The organism is Micromonospora sp. CMU55-4, from assembly GCF_011602315.1.
GTDB lineage: Bacteria > Actinomycetota > Actinomycetes > Mycobacteriales > Micromonosporaceae > Micromonospora > Micromonospora chalcea.
In genome coordinates, this window is sequence record NZ_JAAOLH010000005.1 from 214,400 (window position 1) to 232,343 (window position 17,944).

A 17,944-nucleotide genomic window follows, 5' to 3' on the forward strand; every position below is an offset into this window, starting at 1 on the left:
CGCGGTCGACCGGTTAACCGCTCCCGGCCCGCCTCGCGACGACGCCCCTCGCGACGTGGCGGCCCGGCGTGTCGTGGCGAGAACAAGGAACATCCAAAAAACGATATGACTGTGAGGCATAAATATGCCTGAGAGTCATATCGCTCGAGGCCTCACCTTTCCGGAGGGCCGCCGGCCGCCGTCGTGACACGCTCGGCCCGGGTCGAGGCCCAGCGCCGCCTCGCGGTGTGACAGGCGTCGCCTCGAGCGGGGCTCCGGGCCCGTCGGAACAGTCCTAGCGTCGATCACATGGCCCTCGCCGGACTCCGTTGATGGGGCGCGTCTCGCCGCTCCCGCCGCCCGGGCCGCTGCGCACGCTCGCGTACGCCACGCTGGTCAACACCGTCGGCGCGGGGCTGTGGCTGGCGGGCGGAGCGCTCTACCTGACCCGGGACGTGGGCCTCTCCGCCACCTCGGTTGGCGCCGGGCTCACCGTCGCCGGGCTGGTGGGGCTGACCGCGAGCGTGCCGCTTGGCGCGCTGGCGGACAGGTGGGATCCGCGTACGCTCCGGGCCGTCCTCCAGGTGGGCCAGGCGGTCGCCGCGCTCGCGTACCTGCTGGTCGGCTCGTTCCCGGCGTTCCTGGCGGTGGCGGTGCCGGAGGCGCTGCTCGCGACCGGCAACCTGGCGGTACGGGCGGCGCTCGTGGCGGCGGTGGGCGGCCCGGACGGCCGGGTGCACGCCTTCGCCACGCTGCGCGCGGTGGCGAACCTGGGCATCACCGTCGGTACCGCGCTGGCCGGGATCGCGCTCGCGGTGGACACGCACCGGGCCTACCAGGTGCTCGTGGTCGGCAACGCGGCCACCTACCTGCTCTCGGCGGCACTGCTGCTGCGCCTGCCGCCGCAGCCGGCCGCCGCCAGAGAGCGACCCGTGCCGGGCACGCCGCGGCACGGGCGACCACTGCGGGACCGGCGGTTCCTCGCGGTGAGCGGCGCGTCGGCGGTGCTGAGCACGCACGTGACGGTGCTCGTGCTCGTCGTGCCGCTGTGGACGGTGGACCGCGCCGGCGCGCCGCCACCAGTGGTGTCGGCGGTGCTGCTGGCGAACACGGTCCTCACCGTGCTGCTCGCGGTCCGGCTGAGCCGGGGCGCCGAGCGGGCCGCGCCGGCCGCGCGGAAGCTGCGCCGGGCCGGGCTCGTGCTCGCGGCGGCCACACCGCTGTACGCGGCGACAGCAGCCCTGCCGGTGCTCCCGGCGGTCGTCCTGCTGCTCGTCGCGACGGCGGTGTGGACGGTGGGCGACCTGTGGCACGGCGCGGCCGGCGCGGGCCTCGCCTACGACCTGGCCCCACCCGACGCGATCGGCGCCTACCAGGGCGCGGACGGCCTGCTCGCCGGGCTGGCCCAGGCGCTCGGCCGGGGCCTGCTCACGCTGCTGGTGCTCGGTGGCGGGCCGGTCGGCTGGCTGGTGCTCGGCGGGATCTTCGCAGCCGCCGGGCTGGCCGCCCCGGCGCTGGCCCGCCGGGCGATCGCGAACCGGCGGGCACCGGAAACCCGGCCCGCCGGTGTGCCGGGGTGAACGGCGTGTAGCAGCATGACGGGATGACCGACCAGCAGAGCATCACGATCCGCCCCGGTGGACCTGGCGACGCCCCGACGCTGCTGCGGCTGCTCGACAGCGCCACCGCCTGGCTGACCGAACTCGGGCGTACCGACCAGTGGGGCACCGAGCCGGCGTCGATCGACCCGCGCCGCATCGCCCAGGCCGAGGAGTGGGCGGCCGGGAACGGCCTGTACCTGGCCGAGATCGACGCGACGGTGGCGGGCGCGCTGGTGGTGGGCGCGGCAACGAACTACGTGCCGCCGGCCACCGAACCCGAGCTGTACGTGAACCTGCTGGTCACCGACCGGGCGTACGCGGGGCGCGGGGTCGGTGCGGCGCTGCTGGCGTACGCGGCGGAGCTGGCCCGTGAACGCGGCGTCGGCCTGCTGCGGGTGGACTGCTTCCGCAGCCCCGACCGGGCGCTCGTCCGGTTCTACGAGAGCTGCGGGTTCACCGCCACCGAGCCGTTCACCGTGGAGCGGCCGGGCCGCCCGACGTGGACCGGGCAGGTGCTGGAGCGCCGGGTCGGCTGAGTCAGCCGATCTCCTCGTCCACGAAGCACCAGCGCCACGACTCCCCCGGCTGGACCGACCGCATCACCGGATGCCCGGCCGACTCGAAGTGCTTCGTGGCGTGCTGGTACGGCGACGAGTCGCAGCAGCCCACGTGCCCGCAGGTCAGGCAGGCGCGCAGGTGCACCCAGTCGGGGTTGCCGATCGCCACGCAGTCCGGGCACTCGGTGGTGGTGGCGGGCTCGGCCGTGCCCGCCTCGGCCAGGTGCCGGCAACTCATTCGACGACCTCCTGTCGCAGCAGTGACTCCTCCAGATCCAGGTCACGATAGGCGCGGGTGAGCACCTCCTCCGGGATCTGGCCGGAGTCGCGGGCGGCCCGGAACACCTCCCGCTCGGCGTCGATCATCTCCTGACGCAGGCGCGCGTACGCCTGGGAGGGGGTTTCCCGTTCGGTGCCGCCGAGCCGTTCCCAGGCCAGGTTGGCCCGGGTGGTGGTCAGCCCACGCAGGCGCTCCACCACCGCTTCCGGCGCGCCCCCGGCCAGTTCGTCGAGGCGTTCCCGGGCCGCCCGGCTCGCCCGCTGCTGCACCCCGGCGGCGGACAGCGCGTCCTGCACCGGGTCGTCCGGCGGCAGCCGCAGCCGCCGGGCCAGCCACGGCAGCGTCGCGCCCTGCCCGACCAGCGTCGCCACGATCACCGCGAACGCCAGCCAGATCAGCAGCGCGCGCGGGTACGGCGTGTCGCCGGCGAGGGTGAGCGGCAGACCCAGCGCGGCGGCCAGCGTCACCACGCCCCGCATGCCGGCCCAGCCGATGACGACCGGGTACTGCACCGGCGGCGCCGGGTCACGGTGACGGATCCGGGGCACGAGCCGGGCCAGGTAGGTCGCCGGGAAGACCCAGACGAACCGGGCCAGGAAGACGGCGGCCAGCACCGCGGCGGTGATCGCGGCGAGCGAGCCGAGCGGCTCCTCCAGGTCGCGTACCACCTCCGGCAGCTGCAGGCCCACCAGCAGGAACACCAGTCCTTCGAGGAGGAACCGGATCAGCCGCCAGAACGCCGTCACCTGCAGGCGGGAGGCGGCCGACATGAGCGTGGGCAGCTTGTGCCCGATGCCGAGGCCGGTCACCACCACCGCGACCACCCCGGAGGCGTGGATCTCCTCGGCGGCGAACACCACGGCGAACGGCACGATCAGCGACAGCGCGTTGTCCAGCACCGGGTCGGTGGCGCGTTTGTGCAGGTAGCCGAAGACCACCACGCCGAGCAGGCCGACCAGGACGCCGCCGCCGGCCGCGACCACCACCTCCCGGGCCACGTCGCCGGCGCCGACCCCGCCGGTGGTGGCGGTCGCCGCGACGATCGCGACCCGCAGCAGCACCAGCGCGGTGGCGTCGTTGACCAGGCTCTCGCCCTCCAGGATGGTGACGATCCGCCGGGGCAGGCCGACCCGGCGGGCCACCGCGGTGGCGGCGACCGCGTCCGGCGGCGCCACCACCGCGCCCAGCGCCAGGCAGATCGCGTACGGCAGGTGGGGCAGGAACCAGTGCACGACGGTGCCCACCACGAACGCGGTGAAGATGACCAGCCCGACGGCGAGCAGCAGGATCGGCCGCAGGTTGAGCCGGAACGCCGGCACCGACGTCTCCACCGCCGCCACGTACAGCAGCGGCGGCAGGATGCCCACCAGCACCAGGTCCGGGTCCAGCCGCACGTGCGGGAAGAACGGCAGGAAGGACAGCGCGAGACCGAGCACCACGAGCAGGATCGGCGCGAGCAAGCCGAGCTTGCGGGCCAGCGCCGCGCCGAACGTGGCGATGGCCAGGAAGACCACTACCTCGAACAGAGCATCCACGAGCGTCGAGCCTATGCGCCGCGGCGTCGATGTGTGATCAGGCGGCGGAGCGCAGCTTCGGCAGCACCTCCGCGCCGAACGTGTCGATGAACGCGCGCTGCTCCTGCCCGACGTGGTGCAGCGCGATCTGGTCGAAGCCCAGCGCCACGTACTCCTCCAGCCAGCCGATGTGCCGGCCCAGGTCGGCGGAGACGTTCACGGTCTCGGCGACCGTCGACATCGGCACGTCGGCGCTCGCCACGTCGAAGTGCTCGGGGGTCTCCAGGTCCCAGCACACCGGCGGCGCGAACACGTTGCTGCGCCACTGGTCGTACGCGATCGCCTCGGCCTCGGCCTGCTCGGGCGCCCAGCTCACGTGCACCTGCAGGTGCAGCGGGCCGCGTCCGCCCGCGTCCCGGTAGGCGTCGATCATCCGGCGCAGGTGCTCGACCGGCGCGTTGACGGTGATCAGCCCGTCGGCCCACTCGGCGCACCAGCGTGCGGTGGCGACGCTGACCGCGGCGCCGACCAGCGCGGGCGGCTCCTCCGGCCGGGTCCACAGCTTCGCCCGGTCCACTGTGACGAGGCCGTCGTGGCTGACCTCCTCGCCGGCCAGCAGCGCCCGGATCACGTCGACGCACTCGCGCAGCCGCGCGGAGCGGACGTCCTTGCGCGGCCAGACCTCGCCGGTGATGTGCTCGTTCGCCGCCTCGCCGGTGCCCAGCGCGGCCCAGAACCGGCCCGGGTACATGGCGCCGAGCGTGCCGATGGCCTGCGCGATGATCGCCGGGTGGTAGCGCTGGCCGGGCGCGTTCACCACGCCGAAGGACAGGTTCGTGGCCTGGAGCGCGGACCCGAGCCAGGACCAGGCGAACCCGGACTGGCCCTGCCGCTCGCTCCACGGCGAGAAGTGGTCGGAGCACATGGCCGCGTCGAAGCCGGCGCGCTCGGCGTGGATCACCGCCTCCAGCAGCCGGGCCGGGTGGATCTGCTCGTGGGATGCGTGGAAGCCGAACGCCGTCATGGTGGGCACTCCTACCCGTGACGGCGTCCGGCCAATCGCGTCTACTCGGAGTGCGCGCCGGCGCCCGCGCCGGCCTGGCCCTCGCCGATCCACACGGTCTTGGTGTTGCAGAACTCGCGCATGCCGGCGGCGGACAGCTCGCGGCCGTACCCGGAGTTCTTCACGCCGCCGAACGGCAGCTCCGGATAGGACGTGGTCATCCCGTTGATGAACACGTTGCCGGCGTCCAGGTCGACGGCGAAGCGCTCCTGCTCGGCCGGGTCGTTGGTCCAGGCGTTGGAGCCGAGGCCGAAGCTGGTGCCGTTGGCCACTTCGATCGCCTCGTCGTACGAGCCGACCCGGTAGAGCCCGGCGACCGGCCCGAACACCTCCTCGGACCACATCCGCATCTCCGGGCGCAGGTCGGTGACCACGGTCGGCGGGTAGTACCAGCCGTCGCCGTCCGGCTTCTCACCGCCGCAGAGCACCGTCGCGCCCTGGTCCACCGCGTCGGTGACCTGGGCGTGCACCTCGTCGCGGCCACGCTCGCTGGCCAGCGGGCCGACGTCGGTGCCGTCGTCCATCGGGTCGCCGACGCGCAGCGCCGCCATCCGGGCGGCGAACTTCTCGGCGAACGCGTCGAACACGTCGGTGTGCACGATGAACCGCTTCGCGGCGATGCAGGACTGACCGTTGTTCTGGCAGCGGGCGGTGGTGGCCACCTCGGCGGCGGTGTCCAGGTCGGCCGAGGGCATCACCACGAACGGGTCGCTGCCGCCCAGCTCCAGCACCGTCTTCTTGATCTCCCGCCCGGCGATCTGGGCGATGGACCGGCCGGCCGGCTCGCTGCCGGTGAGCGTGGCGGCGCGTACCCGGGGGTCGCTGAGGATCCGGTCGACCGCGTCGGAGCCCACCAGCAGCGTGGTGAACGCGCCCTCGGGGAACCCGGCCCGCCGGAACAGGTCCTCCAGGTAGAGCGCGGTCTGCGGCACGTTCGAGGCGTGCTTGAGCAGGCCGGTGTTGCCGGCCATCAGGGCCGGGGCGGCGAAGCGCATGACCTGCCACAGCGGGAAGTTCCACGGCATCACCGCGAGCACCGGGCCGATCGGCTGGTAGCGCACGTACGCCCGCCTGGCCTTGACCGCGACGGCGTCGGCCGGCTCGTCGGCGAGCATTGCCGGCGCGTTGTCGGCGTAGAAGCGGCAGGCGGTGGCGCACTTGGTGACCTCCGCCTTGGCTGCGGCGTACGTCTTGCCCATCTCGGTGGTCATCAGCCGGGCCGTCTCGTCGCGCTCGGCGTCGAGCCGGTCGGCGGCGGCGGTGAGCCACCGGGCCCGCTGCGCGATGGTGGTCTCACGCAACTGCCGGAAGGCCAGGTCGGCCCGCTCGATCGCGGCGTCGATCTGCTCGTCCGACATCGCGTCGTACGTCTTGAGCACCTGTCCGGTGGCGGGATTGGTGGTGGCGATGGGCATGTCGTCCTCCTGTCACTCGAACAGCGAGTGCCGCACGCCCGGCTCCTCCCGGCGGCGCGCGGCGCGGCGGCGCTGGATCACGACCAGGTCGACCACCGCCACCACGGCGAGCAGCGCGCAGACCACGCCCAGCCAGGCGATGCCGGCGGCGAACGCGAGCACCGCGAAGACGGTCATCACGACCAGACCGAACGTCGCCAGCACGAGCCGCAGGTTCAGGGCGCTGTTCGCGTGGCCGACCGTGCCGCGGGCGCGCCGGGGTTGTGATCGGGTCATTCCTGGGGCCTACCCCGGCACGGGCGGGGATAACCGGCCGGGGCGGGAACGCCGGTGATCCGGGACACCCGGCGGGCGGTCGCCGGATGCGCGCTGCGGGCGGGTGCGTTACTTCGGGGTGCCGGTTTCCGGCGGAGATCCCGCGGGCCGGTGGAGAGGATGGCATGACCACGACGCAGGCCGTACCCGTGACCGTCGCCGTGTCCCGGCGCGCCGACCCCGCGCGTACCGACGAGGTGGTGGCGTGGATGCGGGCCGGTACGGCGCTCGCGGAGAGCTTCCCGGGCTTCCTCGGCGCCGGTTTCGTCCGCAGCGCCCCCGGTTCCGGCGAGTGGCACGTGATGTACCGCTTCGCCGACGCGGACACGCTGCGCGGGTGGGAGGACTCGCCGCAGCGGCGCTGGTGGCTCAGCTCGGCGCAGGGCATCGTCGAGCACACCCGGGTCGAGCGGCGCACCGGCATCGAGGGCTGGTTCGACCCGCCGGTGGACCACGTGGTCGAGACGTTCGGCGAGCCGGAGCCGGCCGCGCCGCCGCGCTGGAAGCAGGCGGTCACGATCTGGCTGGCGTTCTTCCCGCTGAGCCTGGCCGCCACGCTGCTGACCGCCCGGTTCCTCGCCGACGTGCCGCTGGCCGGGCGGACGCTGCTGATGACGCTCGTGCTCACCCCGCTGATGACCTACCTGGTGCTGCCCCGGATCACCCGCCTGCTGCACCGGTGGCTGCACGGCCGGCCTGCGCCGACACGACAGATGTGAACGACAGTGGTCTATGCCTGATAGCCGACAGAACCACTTCCGGGACCCCGCCGGGGCATAGGGTCGACGCGCCCGTTGCCGCCGCCCGACGGGGGAACCCATGCCTCGACGCTGGATCGCCGCGCTGGCCTGCCTGGCGGCGCTCGTCGCGCTCGCCTGTGACGGCTCCGGCGAGGCGTCGCCCCGGCCCTCCGGCACGCCCCGCCCCGGCGAGCCCCGGGTGCTGGTCGCGCTCGGCGACTCGGTCACCACCGGCTACGGCTCCTGCCTGGTGCTGGTGAGCTGCGAACGCAACTCCTGGTCGACCGGGGACGGCCTGCGGGTGGAGAGCATCTACCGGCGGCTGCGCGCCGACGCGCCGGGCCTGCGGGCGTACAACCGGGCCGTGCCCGGGGCCCGCGCGTCCGCGCTGACCGGCCAGGCCCGGTCGGCGGTACGCGACAAGGCCGACCTGGTCACCGTGCTGATCGGCGCGAACGACGCCTGCCGGGGCGACGTCGACGACATGACGCCCGTCGCCACGTTCCGCGACCAGGTCGACGCGGCGCTGGGCGTGTTGCGCGAGGGCCGGCCGAAGGCCCGGGTGCTGATGGTCAGCATCCCGGACCTGCACCGGCTCTGGCAGATCGGGCACACCGAGCCCCGCGCCGTGCGGGCCTGGTCGCGTGGCGTCTGCCCGGCGCTGCTCGCAGACGCCACGTCGACCGCGCCCGCCGCGGTGGCCCGCCGGGCCCGCGTCCGGGACCGGATCGAGGCGTACGACGGACAACTGCGTGCCGCCTGCCGGGCGTACGGGTCACGCTGCCGCTGGGACGGCGGCGCGGTGCACCGTCACCGCTTCACGCTGGACCAGGTGAACGCGCTGGACTGGTTCCACCCGAACGCGGCCGGGCAGGGCCGGCTGGCCGAGGTGGCCTGGAACTCGTCCGGCTGGGCGAGCTGACCGGCGCGGGCCGGACGGACGGGCCCGGGGCCGAGGAGGGTCAGGGCTGACGCGGGCCGGGAAGCGGCCGGGGACCACCGGCCCGGTAGAGGGCGCGCGTACGGTCGGCCAGTTCCTTCGTGGCCGACGAGTTGGCCCAGGTGCCGAGCACGATCGCGGCGCCCGGCACGACCTTGGCGAACATCCGCTTGGCGGCGCGTACCCCGGCCATCCGGGCCAGCCGGACACCGAGCTGGAGCATCACCCGGCCCAGCGCCCGATCGGCGGCGGAGCCGAACAACGCGCCGGCCCGCTCCCGGCCGGCGGCCACCCCGAGCGCCAGGCGGGCGGTCTGGGCGGCCTTGTGCACCCGCTGGAGCACCAGCAGATCGGTGGCCCGGTCGACGTGCGTCGGGTCGGCGCCGTACGCGGCCGCCACGTGCAGCACCAGCCGGGCCTGGGTCCAGGCCAGCACGCCCACGTCGATCACCGCGCCGGGCAGCCCGGCGGCGCCGGAGACCGCGCCGGAGAGCCGGGCGTGGTTGACGAACTTGCGGACCGCCTGGTCCGCCAGCTGTTCGGGCGGCGCGTCCGGCCGCAGGGCGCGTTCCCGGGCCGCCCACTGCGCGGCCTCCGGCCCGAGCCGGCGTACCGCCTCCAGGGCCAGGTGCTCCGGGGCGTACTGCGGGTCCTCCCGCATCCGGTCCCAGAGCTTGGCCGGTGGCGCCTCGGGCGCGTCCACCGGCGGGGCGGGGGCGGCGGGGACGGCGTCGGGCTCCCCGACGGGGGCGGGGTCGGTCACGAAGGGCTCCGGGGGCTCGTGCGGCGGGGGTGACGCGGGTCAGCGCCGGCGCGACTGCAGCCGGGTCGCGATCTGCCGCAGCCGGGCCTGGTTCTCCGGCTTGGACATCTCACGCCGGCCGCGGTCGACCAACTGCTGGCCCCGCGGCGACCGCAGGAAGGCGGTGATCCGTTGCATCAGCGACATGGTGTCCTCCGTCCCGCGGTCCCCTTCATGTGTACCTGGGACCGGCAAGCCCCGTGATACCCGAATCGACCCTTCGGCAACCACTCGTCCGGCTCAGCCCAGGATCTCGGCCACCACCTCGCCGGCCCGCCACTCGTGCTGGGCGTACGCGTCCGGGAACGCGGAGATCTGCACGGCCTGGGCGGCCACCGAGAGCGGCAGGTCCTGCCAGCCGGGGATCTCCTCCAACGCGGACAGGAAGGCCTTCGTCGCGTACTCCGGGTCCATGAGCTGCTCGACGGTGCCCCAGCCGCTGCTCGGCCGCTGCTGGAACAGCCCGACCGAGTCGTGGTCCCAGCCGATGGCCTGGTGCGGGTAGTTCTGCGACTCGGGCAGCACGCCGCTGGCGTAGTTGAGCAGCGTGCTCTCCTGCATCGCGGTCGCCACCGCGATGACCAGGGCGCGGCGCGGCACGCCCATCTCCTTGCCGGCCTGCACGATCTTCTTGGCGTTGTTCATCTGGGTCCGGTCCAGGCCGGCGACCGGGACGATCTGCCGGACCGTCTTCGTCGGCTTCGGCTTGGGCTTGGCGGTCGCCTTCGGGCTCGCCGTCGCGGACGGGGCGGCGGTGGTCGGCGCGGTGGTCGGGCGGGCGCTCGCGCGGGAGGCGACGTCGGCCTCCGCGCGCTCGGCGACCTCCGCCGAGGGCGCCGGGGCGGCGGCGCGCTCCGGCGCGCCGAAGCCGGCCTGGCTGACGCCGACCAGGCCGAGGCAGCAGGCCGCGCCGGTGGCGACCGCGAGCTTGGTCCGGCCGGGCCGGGGGTTCATGGGGGCCCAGAAGCGGGTACGCCGGAAGAGTCCCTGGAGCCTCGCCGAACGGTTGGTGGAGGGGGTATCGTCCGAACGGTCAGCCGGGCGGCCGGGGCCGAACGGGTCGTCGAGGGTGCCGTCGCTACGCATCCGACGAGGCTAGGCAGGGCAAACCGGGATCACCCAGGCCTGTCGAGTGGCCCTCGCCACACTTCGGCCGACCCGGGCAGGACACTCGCGGCCTGCCGCGCCCAGCCGACGACAGACCTCGGGAACCCGGCGAATCACCCGCCGGCCACGCGCCGAAACTCTCCCGGCACGAACCTCGTAGATGTCCCGCTCCCGCCCGATGATCGACTAACTCGTCCGTTCGGACGATCCGGATGTCGGCCGCCGGACCGGGGCGTAGCCGAATCGTGATCACCATCCGGGCATCAGAGGTGTCCGTAACGGAATGGACCACACCCCCCGGTACGTTTGCCGAACCGGGGAGACCGCACGTTCGGCGCTCCCCCGTACGCGTCGACAGGGAGGACCCCACCGGTGCTCGATCCACACGAGCTCTACGAACTCACCGACGAGCTGCCCGAGCTCGGCCAGCCGGTGCTGATCCAGGCGCTCACCGGCTTCGTCGACGCCGGCAACGCCACCCGGCTCGCCCGGGAACAGCTGCTCACCTCGCTCGACGCCCGGACGATCGCCCGCTTCGACGTCGACCAGATCTTCGACTACCGCTCGCGCCGCCCGGTGATGACGTTCGTCGAGGACCACTGGGCCGACTACGACGCCCCGGCGCTGGAGCTGCACCTCCTGCGCGACGACGACGAGACCCCGTTCCTGCTGCTCACCGGCCCCGAGCCGGACCTGCAGTGGGAGCGTTTCGTGGCCGCCGTCGCCGGCCTCTGCGCCCGCCTCGACGTCCGGCTCACCGTCGGGCTCAACTCGATCCCGATGGCGGTGCCGCACACCCGGCCCAGCGGCGTCACCGCGCACGCCACGCGCAAGGACCTGATCGCCGGCCACGAGCCGTGGCTGCAGAAGGTGCAGGTGCCGGCCAGCGTCGGCCACCTGCTCGAGTACCGCCTCGGCGAGCAGGGCCGCGACGCCCTCGGCTTCGCCGCGCACGTGCCGCACTACGTGGCCCAGGCCGAGTACCCGGCCGCCGCCGAGGCGCTGCTGTCCGCCGTGTCCCGCAGCACCGGCCTGCTGCTGCCGGTCGAGGACCTGCGCACCGCCGCCGAGGCGGTCCGGGTGGAGATCGACCGCCAGGTCACCCAGACCGAGGAGGCGGCCACGCTGGTGCAGGCGCTGGAGGAGCAGTACGACGCGTTCGCCCGCGGCCGGGGCGAGAAGAGCCTGCTCGCCGGCGAGACCGGTCCGCTGCCCACCGCCGACGAGCTCGGCGCCGAGCTGGAGCGCTTCCTGGCCGAGCAGACCCGCCCCGGCGACACCCCGGAGCGCTGAGGCGGCGGGACGGGCGGCGATGCGGCAGGCTGGGGCCATGCGCCTGGCGACCTGGAACGTCAACTCGGTGAAGGCCCGCCTGCCCCGGCTGCTCGACTGGCTGGCCACCACGAAACCCGACGTCGTGTGCCTGCAGGAGACCAAGTGCCCGGACGGGGCGTTCCCGGTCGCCGAGGTGGGCGAGCTGGGCTACGAGGTGGCCAGCCACAGCGACGGCCGGTGGAACGGCGTCGCCGTCCTGTCCCGGGTCGGGCTCGCCGACGTGGCGGTCGGCTTCCCGGGCGAGCCCGGCTTCCCCGAACCCGAGGCCCGCGCCATCTCGGCCACCTGCGACGGGCTGCGGGTCTGGTCGGTGTACGTGCCGAACGGCCGCACGCCGGACGACCCGCACTACGCGTACAAGCTGGCCTGGTTCGCGGCGCTGCGCGACGCCCTGGAACCGGAGGTCGCCGGGCCCCTGCCGGTGGCCGTCTGCGGCGACTTCAACGTCGCGCCCACCGACGCCGACGTCTGGGACCCCGCGCTGTTCGCCACCTCCACCCACGTCACCCCGGCCGAACGGGCCGCCCTGGCCGCGCTGCGTGACCTCGGGCTGGAGGACGTGGTGCCGACACCGATGAAGGGGCCGCACCCGTTCACGTACTGGGACTACCGGGCCGGGATGTTCCACCAGAACAAGGGCATGCGGATCGACCTGGTGTACGCGAGCGCGCCGTTCGCCCGCGCGGTCCGCTCCGCGTACGTGGACCGGGAGGCCCGCAAGGGCAAGGGTCCCTCGGACCACGCCCCGGTGGTGGTCGACGCCGACCTGACGCCGGCCGTCGAGACGTTCTGAGTCCGAGGCTCGTTAGGGTGGACGTATGGCAGTCGTGAAGATCAACGCGATCGACGTCCCGCCCGGCGCCGGCGAGGAGCTGGAGAAGCGGTTCGCGGCCCGGGCCGGCGCGGTGGAGAACTCCCCCGGTTTCCTCGGCTTCGAGCTGCTGCGCCCGGTCGCCGGGGAGAGCCGCTACTTCGTGTACACCCGCTGGGAGAGCGAGGAGGCGTACCAGGCGTGGGCGCAGGGCCCGTCCCGGGCCGCGCACGCCGAGGGCGGCGAGCCGCGCAAGCCGGTCGCCACCGGCGCGAACCTGCTGGAGTTCGAGGTGGTCCAGCAGGTCCCCGCCAAGCCCTGACCCCTCCCCATCCCCCTTCTCCGTCGATCATGAAGTTAGCGGCGCTCGACGTCCGTTTTGTCACCGCCAACCTCATGATCGACCGGGGCGGTGGCCCGTCAGGATGCCAGGGACGCGAAGACGATCACGTTGTCCTGGTAGCCGGTACGGCCGCCGACCCACTCGCCGCCGCAGGTGATCAGGCGCAGCTCGGCCGGACCTGAGTCGCCGTAGACCCGCGCGGCGGGCAGGTTCGACTTGTCGAAGTACTCGACGCTGTCCACCTTGAACGTCACCACGCTGCGGTCCGCGCGGGTCACCTGGATCCGGGCGCCCGGTTTGAGCGAGCGCAGCCGGTAGAACACGGCCGGGCCGCTCTTGGTGTCGACGTGGCCCACGATGATCGCCCGACCCGGGTCGCCGGGCACCGCTCCCCTGTCGTACCAGCCGGTCTGGTCGTGCTCGGTCAGCGGCGGCACGTCCACCGAGCCGTCCTTCGCCTGCCCCACCGGGGTGACCGGCGCGTTGACCTTGATGGCCGGCACCGCCAGGCGTACCGGCCGGCTCGCCGGCTTCCGGGCCGGAGCGGCAGCGTTCGCCGGGGCCGCCGCGCCCGACCCGGTCGACCGGCTCGACTCGGTGGACGCGTCGGCGAAGTCGAACGGCCCGGCCGTACGCCCGAGGCCAGCCCCGGTGGCGAACACACCGACCAGCACCAGAACCACTGCCAGCGGCTTCGACCAGGAGCCCCGGCCCCGGTCCCGCCCGCCCGGCGACGCCGGTGGCGGCTCGACCGGCGGCGGCCCGGCGGGGCGTGGGCGCAGGGCCGGCGGATCGGCCGACGGCGGATACCACGGTCGCGACGCGGCGGGCGGCGGCATCCACGGCCGCGCCCCGGAGACCGGCCCGGCAGACGATCCGGTCCCGGCGGACGGACCCGTCCCGGCGGCAGACCCACTCCCCGAGCGCGGGCCGGTCCGGGGCGCGGCGGCCGGATCAGCCCTGGAGAACCGGGCGGCGTCGGCGGGCGGCCCGGCCCGGGACGGCCGGGCCGAGCCCGTGGGCGGCGCGGCGGGCGGGGGCAGAGCCACGAACGGCCAGCCGGAGCGCCGGGAACCGGCGGGCGGCGGGACGAAGTGCTCGGCCATGGCGGGCCTCAGCGTCCGGCGGCGCCACGGGCGTGGCGGCGGGACGCGGCCACACCGAGCCCGGCGCCGACCATGGTCACCGCCAGTCCGACCGGCACCAGCAGGCCGCCGAGGCCGGGACCGGCGGTGCCGCCGAAGCCGGTCGCCGGGCCGCGGCTGGGCAGGTGACTGGGCCCGTGGGTCGGCGGCCGGGTGGGCTGCCCCTGCTTGACCACCTGGAGCATGGTGGAGGCGGTCTCCCCGCCCGGGCACTCCAGCTTGACCCGGTAGTTGCCGGGCCGGGTGCGCTCGTGGACCATCGGCGTGGCGGTGAGCAGGCCGCGCTGCGGCTGCACCTGGATCTTGCCGAACGCGTCCGAGGTGACGATCGCCGGCACGGTGTTGTTCCGGCAGCTCGCCCGGATGCCGACCAGGTAGCCGGGCGACACGGTGCCCGGGGTGACCTCCACGAAGATCACGTCGGCCGGGGGCTGTTCCGGCACCGGCTCGGCGGCGCGCGGCGCGGCCTGGGCGGGCAGCGCGCCGACCAGCGGGGCGGCGCACGCGGCGACCGCGACCAGCAGCGCCTCACGTACCCTGAACGACCCCATGACCCCTCCCGGCGTACGGGATGAATCCTCTCACCCCCGGCCGCACATCACATCCGATCCGGGCTAGGCTCGGCTCGTTGTGACCCTCACCGACCTTCCCGCCGCCCGCATCCGCACCTTCCATCCGCGTCGCGGGCGGGTGAGCGACCGGCAGCGCGACGCGCTGGACCGGCTCTGGCCCGCGTACGGCCTCAGGATCGCCGCCCTCGACGGGCCGTGCGATCCGGCGGCGCTGTTCGGACGGCGGGCGCCGCTGGTGCTGGAGATCGGCTCCGGCATGGGCGACGCCACCGCCGCCATGGCGGCGGCCGACCGGGACCGACACTATCTGGCGGTCGAGGTCCATACGCCGGGAATCGCCAACCTGCTCGACCTGGTGGAACGCCACGGTCTGGACAACGTACGGGTGGCCGAGGGCGACGCGCTGGACCTGGTCCGGGCCATGCCGGAGGGCTGCCTGGACGCGGTGCACGTCTTCTTCCCGGACCCGTGGCCGAAGACACGCCACCACAAGCGGCGGATCATTCAGCCGGCGCACGTGGCGCTGCTGCGGTCCCGGCTGGCGCCGGGCGGCACGTTGCACTGCGCGACGGACTGGGCCGAGTACGCCGGGTCGATGCGCGAGACGCTCACCGCCGACCCGGAGCTGGTCGACGTACACGGCGGCTACGCGCCGCGTCCGGCGCACCGGCCGGTGACGAAGTTCGAACGCCGCGCGCTGACCGCCGGCCGGGAGGTCTTCGACCTGATCCACCGGCGGCGCTGAACCCGTTGCGCTGAACCCGGTTGGCGCGGCGCGGTGTGATCCAGGCACGATGGGAGCCGCCATGACTCTCACCGCCGCGCTGCCGAAGACCGCCGATCCCGACACCCTCTACGACGCGTTCGCCTCCTGGGCGTCCGAGCGCGGCCTGAATCTCTATCCCCATCAGGAGGAGGCGGTCATCGAGATCGTCTCCGGCGCGAACGTGATCATGAATACGCCGACCGGCTCGGGCAAGAGCCTGGTGGCGATCGCGGCGCACTTCGCCGCGCTGGCCGACGATCGCACGACCTTCTACACCGCGCCGATCAAGGCGCTGGTCTCGGAGAAGTTCTTCGCGCTCTGCGAGGTCTTCGGCGCCGAGAACGTCGGCATGCTCACCGGCGACGCCAGCGTCAACGCGGACGCGCCGATCATCTGCTGCACCGCGGAGATCCTGGCCAACCTGGCGCTGCGCGAGGGCCGCCGCGCCGACGTCGGCCAGGTGGTCATGGACGAGTTCCACTTCTACGCCGAGCCGGACCGGGGCTGGGCGTGGCAGGTGCCGCTGATCGAGCTGCCGCAGGCCCAGTTCGTGCTGATGTCGGCCACGCTCGGCGACACCACCCGCTTCGTCGACGACCTGAGCCGGCGCACCGGGCGGCCGACCGCCGTCGTCCGCTCGGCCGAGCGGCCGGTCCCGCTCCTCTTCTCGTACGCGACCACGCCGCTGCACGAGACGCTCGAGGAACTGCTGGAGACCAAGCAGGCCCCGGTGTACGTGGTGCACTTCACGCAGGCCGCCGCGCTGGAACGCGCCCAGGCGCTGATGAGCGTGAACGTCTGCACCCGCGCGGAGAAGGACATGATCGCGCAGGCGATCGGCAACTTCCGGTTCACCTCCGGCTTCGGCAAGACGCTGTCCCGGCTGGTCCGCCACGGCATCGGCGTGCACCACGCCGGCATGCTCCCGAAGTACCGCCGCCTGGTCGAGACGCTCGCCCAGGCCGGCCTGCTCAAGGTCATCTGCGGTACGGACACGCTCGGCGTCGGCATCAACGTGCCGATCCGCACCGTGCTGTTCACCGGTCTCTCGAAGTACGACGGGGTGCGGACGCGCCTGCTGAAGGCCCGCGAGTTCCACCAGATCGCCGGCCGGGCCGGACGGGCCGGGTTCGACACGCTGGGCCGGGTCGTGGTGCAGGCCCCCGAGCACGTGATCGAGAACGAGAAGGCCCTCGCGAAGGCCGGTGACGACCCGAAGAAGCGTCGCAAGGTGGTGAAGAAGAAGCCGCCGGAGGGCTCGATCGGCTGGGGTGAGCCGACGTTCCAGCGCCTGGTCGAGGCCGAGCCGGAGCCGCTCACGTCCAGCTTCCAGGTCAGCCACTCGATGCTGCTCAACGTGATCGGCCGTCCCGGCGACGCGTTCGCCTCGATGCGGCACCTGCTCACCGACAACCACGAGGACCCGGCCGCGCAGCGCCGGCACATCCGCCGGGCCATCGCCATCTACCGCGCGCTGCGGGCCGGCGGCGTGGTCGAGGAGCTGCCCGAGCCGGACGAGACCGGCCGCCGGGTACGCCTCACCGTCGACCTCCAGCTCGACTTCGCGCTCAACCAGCCGCTGTCACCGCTGGCGCTGGCCACAGTGGAACTGCTCGACCGGGAGTCGCCGTCGTACGCGCTCGACGTGCTCAGTGTGATCGAGTCGATCCTGGACGACCCGCGCCAGGTGCTGTCCGCGCAGCAGTTCAAGGCCCGCGGCGAGGCGGTCGCCGCGATGAAGGCCGAAGGCATCGAGTACGAGGCACGCCTCGAACTGCTCGACGAGGTGACCTGGCCCAAGCCGCTGGCGGAGCTGCTGGAGTCCGCGTACGAGATGTACCGGCAGGGCCACCCCTGGGTCGCCGACCACCAGCTCTCCCCCAAGTCGGTGGTCCGCGACATGTACGAGCGGGCCATGACGTTCCCCGAGTACGTCCAGTTCTACGGGCTGTCCCGCTCCGAGGGGCTGGTGCTGCGCTATCTCGCCGACGCGTACAAGACGCTGCGGCAGACCGTCCCCGAGGACGCGAAGACCGAGGAGCTGGTCGACCTCATCGAGTGGCTGGGCGAGCTGGTCCGCCAGGTCGACTCCAGCCTGATCGACGAGTGGGAGCGGCTGCGCAACCCGTCGGACGTGGCCGAGGTCGCCGCCTCGCTGGACGACCGGCCGCCGGCTGTCACCCGCAACGCGCGGGCGTTCCGGGTGCTGGTGCGCAACGCGATGTTCCGTCGCGTCGAGCTGGCCGCGCTGCGCCGCTGGGACCTGCTCGGCGAGCTGGACGCCGGCGACGGCTGGAACGCCGACGCCTGGGCCGACGCGCTGGAGCCGTACTTCGAGACGTACGACGCGATCGGGGTGGGGCCGGACGCGCGCGGGCCGGCGCTGCTGATGATCGAGCAGGGCCGCGAGAAGTGGACCGTACGGCAGATCCTGGACGACCCGGACGGCGACCACGACTGGGGCATCAGCGCCGAGATCGACCTCGCCGCCTCCGACGAGATCGGCGCGGCGGCGGTCCGGATCACCGACGTCGGCCAGCTGTAGGACTACGCGAAAAAGGGCCGCCCGGGATGTCCGGGCGGCCCTTTTCGTGCCCTGGGCGATTGTCAGACCCGTCGATTAGAATGTATGTACTAATCGAGCTGTTGACCTGGGAGG

At 73.7% G+C, this 17,944-nt stretch carries 19 protein-coding genes; 9 read left to right on the forward strand and 10 right to left on the reverse strand.

From position 1 onward, the window contains the following. The first annotated feature begins 311 nt into the window (after positions 1 to 311). Both HA073_RS11885 and HA073_RS11890 read left to right on the forward strand, forming a co-directional pair. Complete coding sequence (locus HA073_RS11885) at positions 312 to 1,559, forward strand: MFS transporter (protein ID WP_205796919.1); 1,248 nt, start codon at positions 312 to 314, stop codon at positions 1,557 to 1,559. A 23-nt stretch (positions 1,560 to 1,582) separates the two neighbouring features. Continuing rightward, a complete protein-coding gene (locus tag HA073_RS11890) occupies positions 1,583 to 2,116 on the forward strand; it encodes a GNAT family N-acetyltransferase (protein ID WP_104112818.1) in 534 nt (177 codons plus the stop codon). Position 2,117: 1 nt separating this feature from the next. On the opposite strand, the gene HA073_RS11895 is transcribed toward HA073_RS11890, so the two are convergent. The 5 genes from HA073_RS11895 to HA073_RS11915 are packed head-to-tail and all read right to left on the reverse strand — an operon-like array spanning position 2,118 to position 6,685. Next, on the reverse strand, positions 2,118 to 2,375 hold the full coding sequence (locus tag HA073_RS11895; RefSeq protein WP_043325056.1) for a UBP-type zinc finger domain-containing protein: 258 nt from the start codon (positions 2,373 to 2,375) through the stop codon (positions 2,118 to 2,120). Next, complete coding sequence (locus HA073_RS11900; RefSeq protein ID WP_166456375.1) at positions 2,372 to 3,952, reverse strand: Na+/H+ antiporter; 1,581 nt, start codon at positions 3,950 to 3,952, stop codon at positions 2,372 to 2,374. Before HA073_RS11900 ends, HA073_RS11895 begins: the two co-directional genes overlap by 4 nt. 37 nt (positions 3,953 to 3,989) lie before the next feature. Further along, entirely contained in the window at positions 3,990 to 4,964 is a 975-nt protein-coding gene (locus HA073_RS11905; protein ID WP_084789465.1) for a TIGR03885 family FMN-dependent LLM class oxidoreductase, read from the reverse strand. Positions 4,965 to 4,996: 32 nt separating this feature from the next. Further along, positions 4,997 to 6,409 (reverse strand): NADP-dependent succinic semialdehyde dehydrogenase, encoded by a 1,413-nt coding sequence (locus HA073_RS11910; RefSeq protein WP_166456376.1) that lies wholly within the window; start codon positions 6,407 to 6,409, stop codon positions 4,997 to 4,999. A gap of 12 nt (positions 6,410 to 6,421) precedes the next feature. Continuing rightward, positions 6,422 to 6,685, reverse strand: coding sequence for a DUF6343 family protein (locus HA073_RS11915; protein ID WP_043325060.1), 264 nt, complete (start codon positions 6,683 to 6,685; stop codon positions 6,422 to 6,424). 164 nt (positions 6,686 to 6,849) lie between these two features. Here HA073_RS11915 and HA073_RS11920 point away from each other — a divergent pair, with 164 nt between their 5' ends. Both HA073_RS11920 and HA073_RS11925 read left to right on the forward strand, forming a co-directional pair. Continuing rightward, positions 6,850 to 7,443 (forward strand): antibiotic biosynthesis monooxygenase, encoded by a 594-nt coding sequence (locus tag HA073_RS11920; RefSeq protein ID WP_043325061.1) that lies wholly within the window; start codon positions 6,850 to 6,852, stop codon positions 7,441 to 7,443. A 100-nt stretch (positions 7,444 to 7,543) separates the two neighbouring features. After that, positions 7,544 to 8,386 carry a GDSL-type esterase/lipase family protein gene (locus HA073_RS11925; protein ID WP_166456377.1) on the forward strand — a complete coding sequence of 281 codons (843 nt, stop codon included), beginning with the start codon at positions 7,544 to 7,546 and terminating at the stop codon, positions 8,384 to 8,386. A 40-nt stretch (positions 8,387 to 8,426) separates the two neighbouring features. Here the strand turns inward: HA073_RS11925 and HA073_RS11930 are convergent, their stop codons facing one another. From HA073_RS11930 to HA073_RS11940, 3 genes are all read right to left on the reverse strand, one after another. Beyond that, the gene (locus tag HA073_RS11930; RefSeq protein WP_064447511.1) at positions 8,427 to 9,167 is read right to left on the reverse strand and encodes an EcsC family protein; all 741 of its coding nucleotides are present in this window, start codon (positions 9,165 to 9,167) and stop codon (positions 8,427 to 8,429) included. 39 nt (positions 9,168 to 9,206) lie between these two features. After that, positions 9,207 to 9,353, reverse strand: a complete 147-nt coding sequence (locus HA073_RS11935; protein WP_166456378.1) for a hypothetical protein — start codon at positions 9,351 to 9,353, stop codon at positions 9,207 to 9,209. Between the two features lie 93 nt (positions 9,354 to 9,446). Then, positions 9,447 to 10,292, reverse strand: a complete 846-nt coding sequence (locus HA073_RS11940; protein WP_166456379.1) for a peptidase M23 — start codon at positions 10,290 to 10,292, stop codon at positions 9,447 to 9,449. A gap of 393 nt (positions 10,293 to 10,685) precedes the next feature. On the opposite strand from HA073_RS11940, the gene HA073_RS11945 reads away from it, so the two are divergent. From HA073_RS11945 to HA073_RS11955, 3 genes are read left to right on the forward strand one after another with little or no spacing between them, the layout of a single operon-like run. After that, positions 10,686 to 11,606 carry a proteasome assembly chaperone family protein gene (locus HA073_RS11945; RefSeq protein ID WP_043325065.1) on the forward strand — a complete coding sequence of 307 codons (921 nt, stop codon included), beginning with the start codon at positions 10,686 to 10,688 and terminating at the stop codon, positions 11,604 to 11,606. Between the two features lie 37 nt (positions 11,607 to 11,643). Then, positions 11,644 to 12,441 (forward strand): exodeoxyribonuclease III, encoded by a 798-nt coding sequence (locus tag HA073_RS11950; RefSeq protein WP_043325066.1) that lies wholly within the window; start codon positions 11,644 to 11,646, stop codon positions 12,439 to 12,441. 25 nt (positions 12,442 to 12,466) lie between these two features. After that, a complete protein-coding gene (locus HA073_RS11955; protein ID WP_043325067.1) occupies positions 12,467 to 12,781 on the forward strand; it encodes an antibiotic biosynthesis monooxygenase in 315 nt (104 codons plus the stop codon). 98 nt (positions 12,782 to 12,879) lie between these two features. Here HA073_RS11955 and HA073_RS30315 read toward each other — a convergent pair whose 3' ends face one another. Continuing rightward, positions 12,880 to 13,584, reverse strand: a complete 705-nt coding sequence (locus tag HA073_RS30315) for a class F sortase (RefSeq protein WP_240925709.1) — start codon at positions 13,582 to 13,584, stop codon at positions 12,880 to 12,882. 332 nt (positions 13,585 to 13,916) lie between these two features. Continuing rightward, positions 13,917 to 14,498, reverse strand: a complete 582-nt coding sequence (locus HA073_RS11965) for a hypothetical protein (protein ID WP_069089925.1) — start codon at positions 14,496 to 14,498, stop codon at positions 13,917 to 13,919. Positions 14,499 to 14,577: 79 nt separating this feature from the next. Between HA073_RS11965 and trmB the strand changes: the two genes are divergently transcribed. Together trmB and HA073_RS11975 are read left to right on the forward strand one after the other, a co-directional pair. Further along, entirely contained in the window at positions 14,578 to 15,264 is a 687-nt protein-coding gene (gene trmB, locus HA073_RS11970) for a tRNA (guanosine(46)-N7)-methyltransferase TrmB (protein ID WP_166456381.1), read from the forward strand. Positions 15,265 to 15,325: 61 nt separating this feature from the next. After that, a complete protein-coding gene (locus HA073_RS11975; RefSeq protein ID WP_064447507.1) occupies positions 15,326 to 17,830 on the forward strand; it encodes an RNA helicase in 2,505 nt (834 codons plus the stop codon). Positions 17,831 to 17,944: the final 114 nt, after the last annotated feature.

Bases quoted from the DNA above. Each gene is read 5' to 3' on its own strand.
- HA073_RS11885 (WP_205796919.1), top strand. From the start codon at position 312: ATGGGGCGCGTCTCGCCGCTCCCGCCGCCCGGGCCGCTGCGCACGCTC.
- HA073_RS11890 (WP_104112818.1), top strand. From the start codon at position 1,583: ATGACCGACCAGCAGAGCATCACGATCCGCCCCGGTGGACCTGGCGAC.
- HA073_RS11895 (WP_043325056.1), bottom strand. From the start codon at position 2,375: ATGAGTTGCCGGCACCTGGCCGAGGCGGGCACGGCCGAGCCCGCCACC.
- HA073_RS11910 (WP_166456376.1), bottom strand. From the start codon at position 6,409: ATGCCCATCGCCACCACCAATCCCGCCACCGGACAGGTGCTCAAGACG.
- HA073_RS11915 (WP_043325060.1), bottom strand. From the start codon at position 6,685: ATGACCCGATCACAACCCCGGCGCGCCCGCGGCACGGTCGGCCACGCG.
- HA073_RS11920 (WP_043325061.1), top strand. From the start codon at position 6,850: ATGACCACGACGCAGGCCGTACCCGTGACCGTCGCCGTGTCCCGGCGC.
- HA073_RS11925 (WP_166456377.1), top strand. From the start codon at position 7,544: ATGCCTCGACGCTGGATCGCCGCGCTGGCCTGCCTGGCGGCGCTCGTC.
- HA073_RS11935 (WP_166456378.1), bottom strand. From the start codon at position 9,353: ATGTCGCTGATGCAACGGATCACCGCCTTCCTGCGGTCGCCGCGGGGC.
- HA073_RS11940 (WP_166456379.1), bottom strand. From the start codon at position 10,292: ATGCGTAGCGACGGCACCCTCGACGACCCGTTCGGCCCCGGCCGCCCG.
- HA073_RS11950 (WP_043325066.1), top strand. From the start codon at position 11,644: ATGCGCCTGGCGACCTGGAACGTCAACTCGGTGAAGGCCCGCCTGCCC.
- HA073_RS11955 (WP_043325067.1), top strand. From the start codon at position 12,467: ATGGCAGTCGTGAAGATCAACGCGATCGACGTCCCGCCCGGCGCCGGC.
- HA073_RS11965 (WP_069089925.1), bottom strand. From the start codon at position 14,498: ATGGGGTCGTTCAGGGTACGTGAGGCGCTGCTGGTCGCGGTCGCCGCG.
- HA073_RS11975 (WP_064447507.1), top strand. From the start codon at position 15,326: ATGACTCTCACCGCCGCGCTGCCGAAGACCGCCGATCCCGACACCCTC.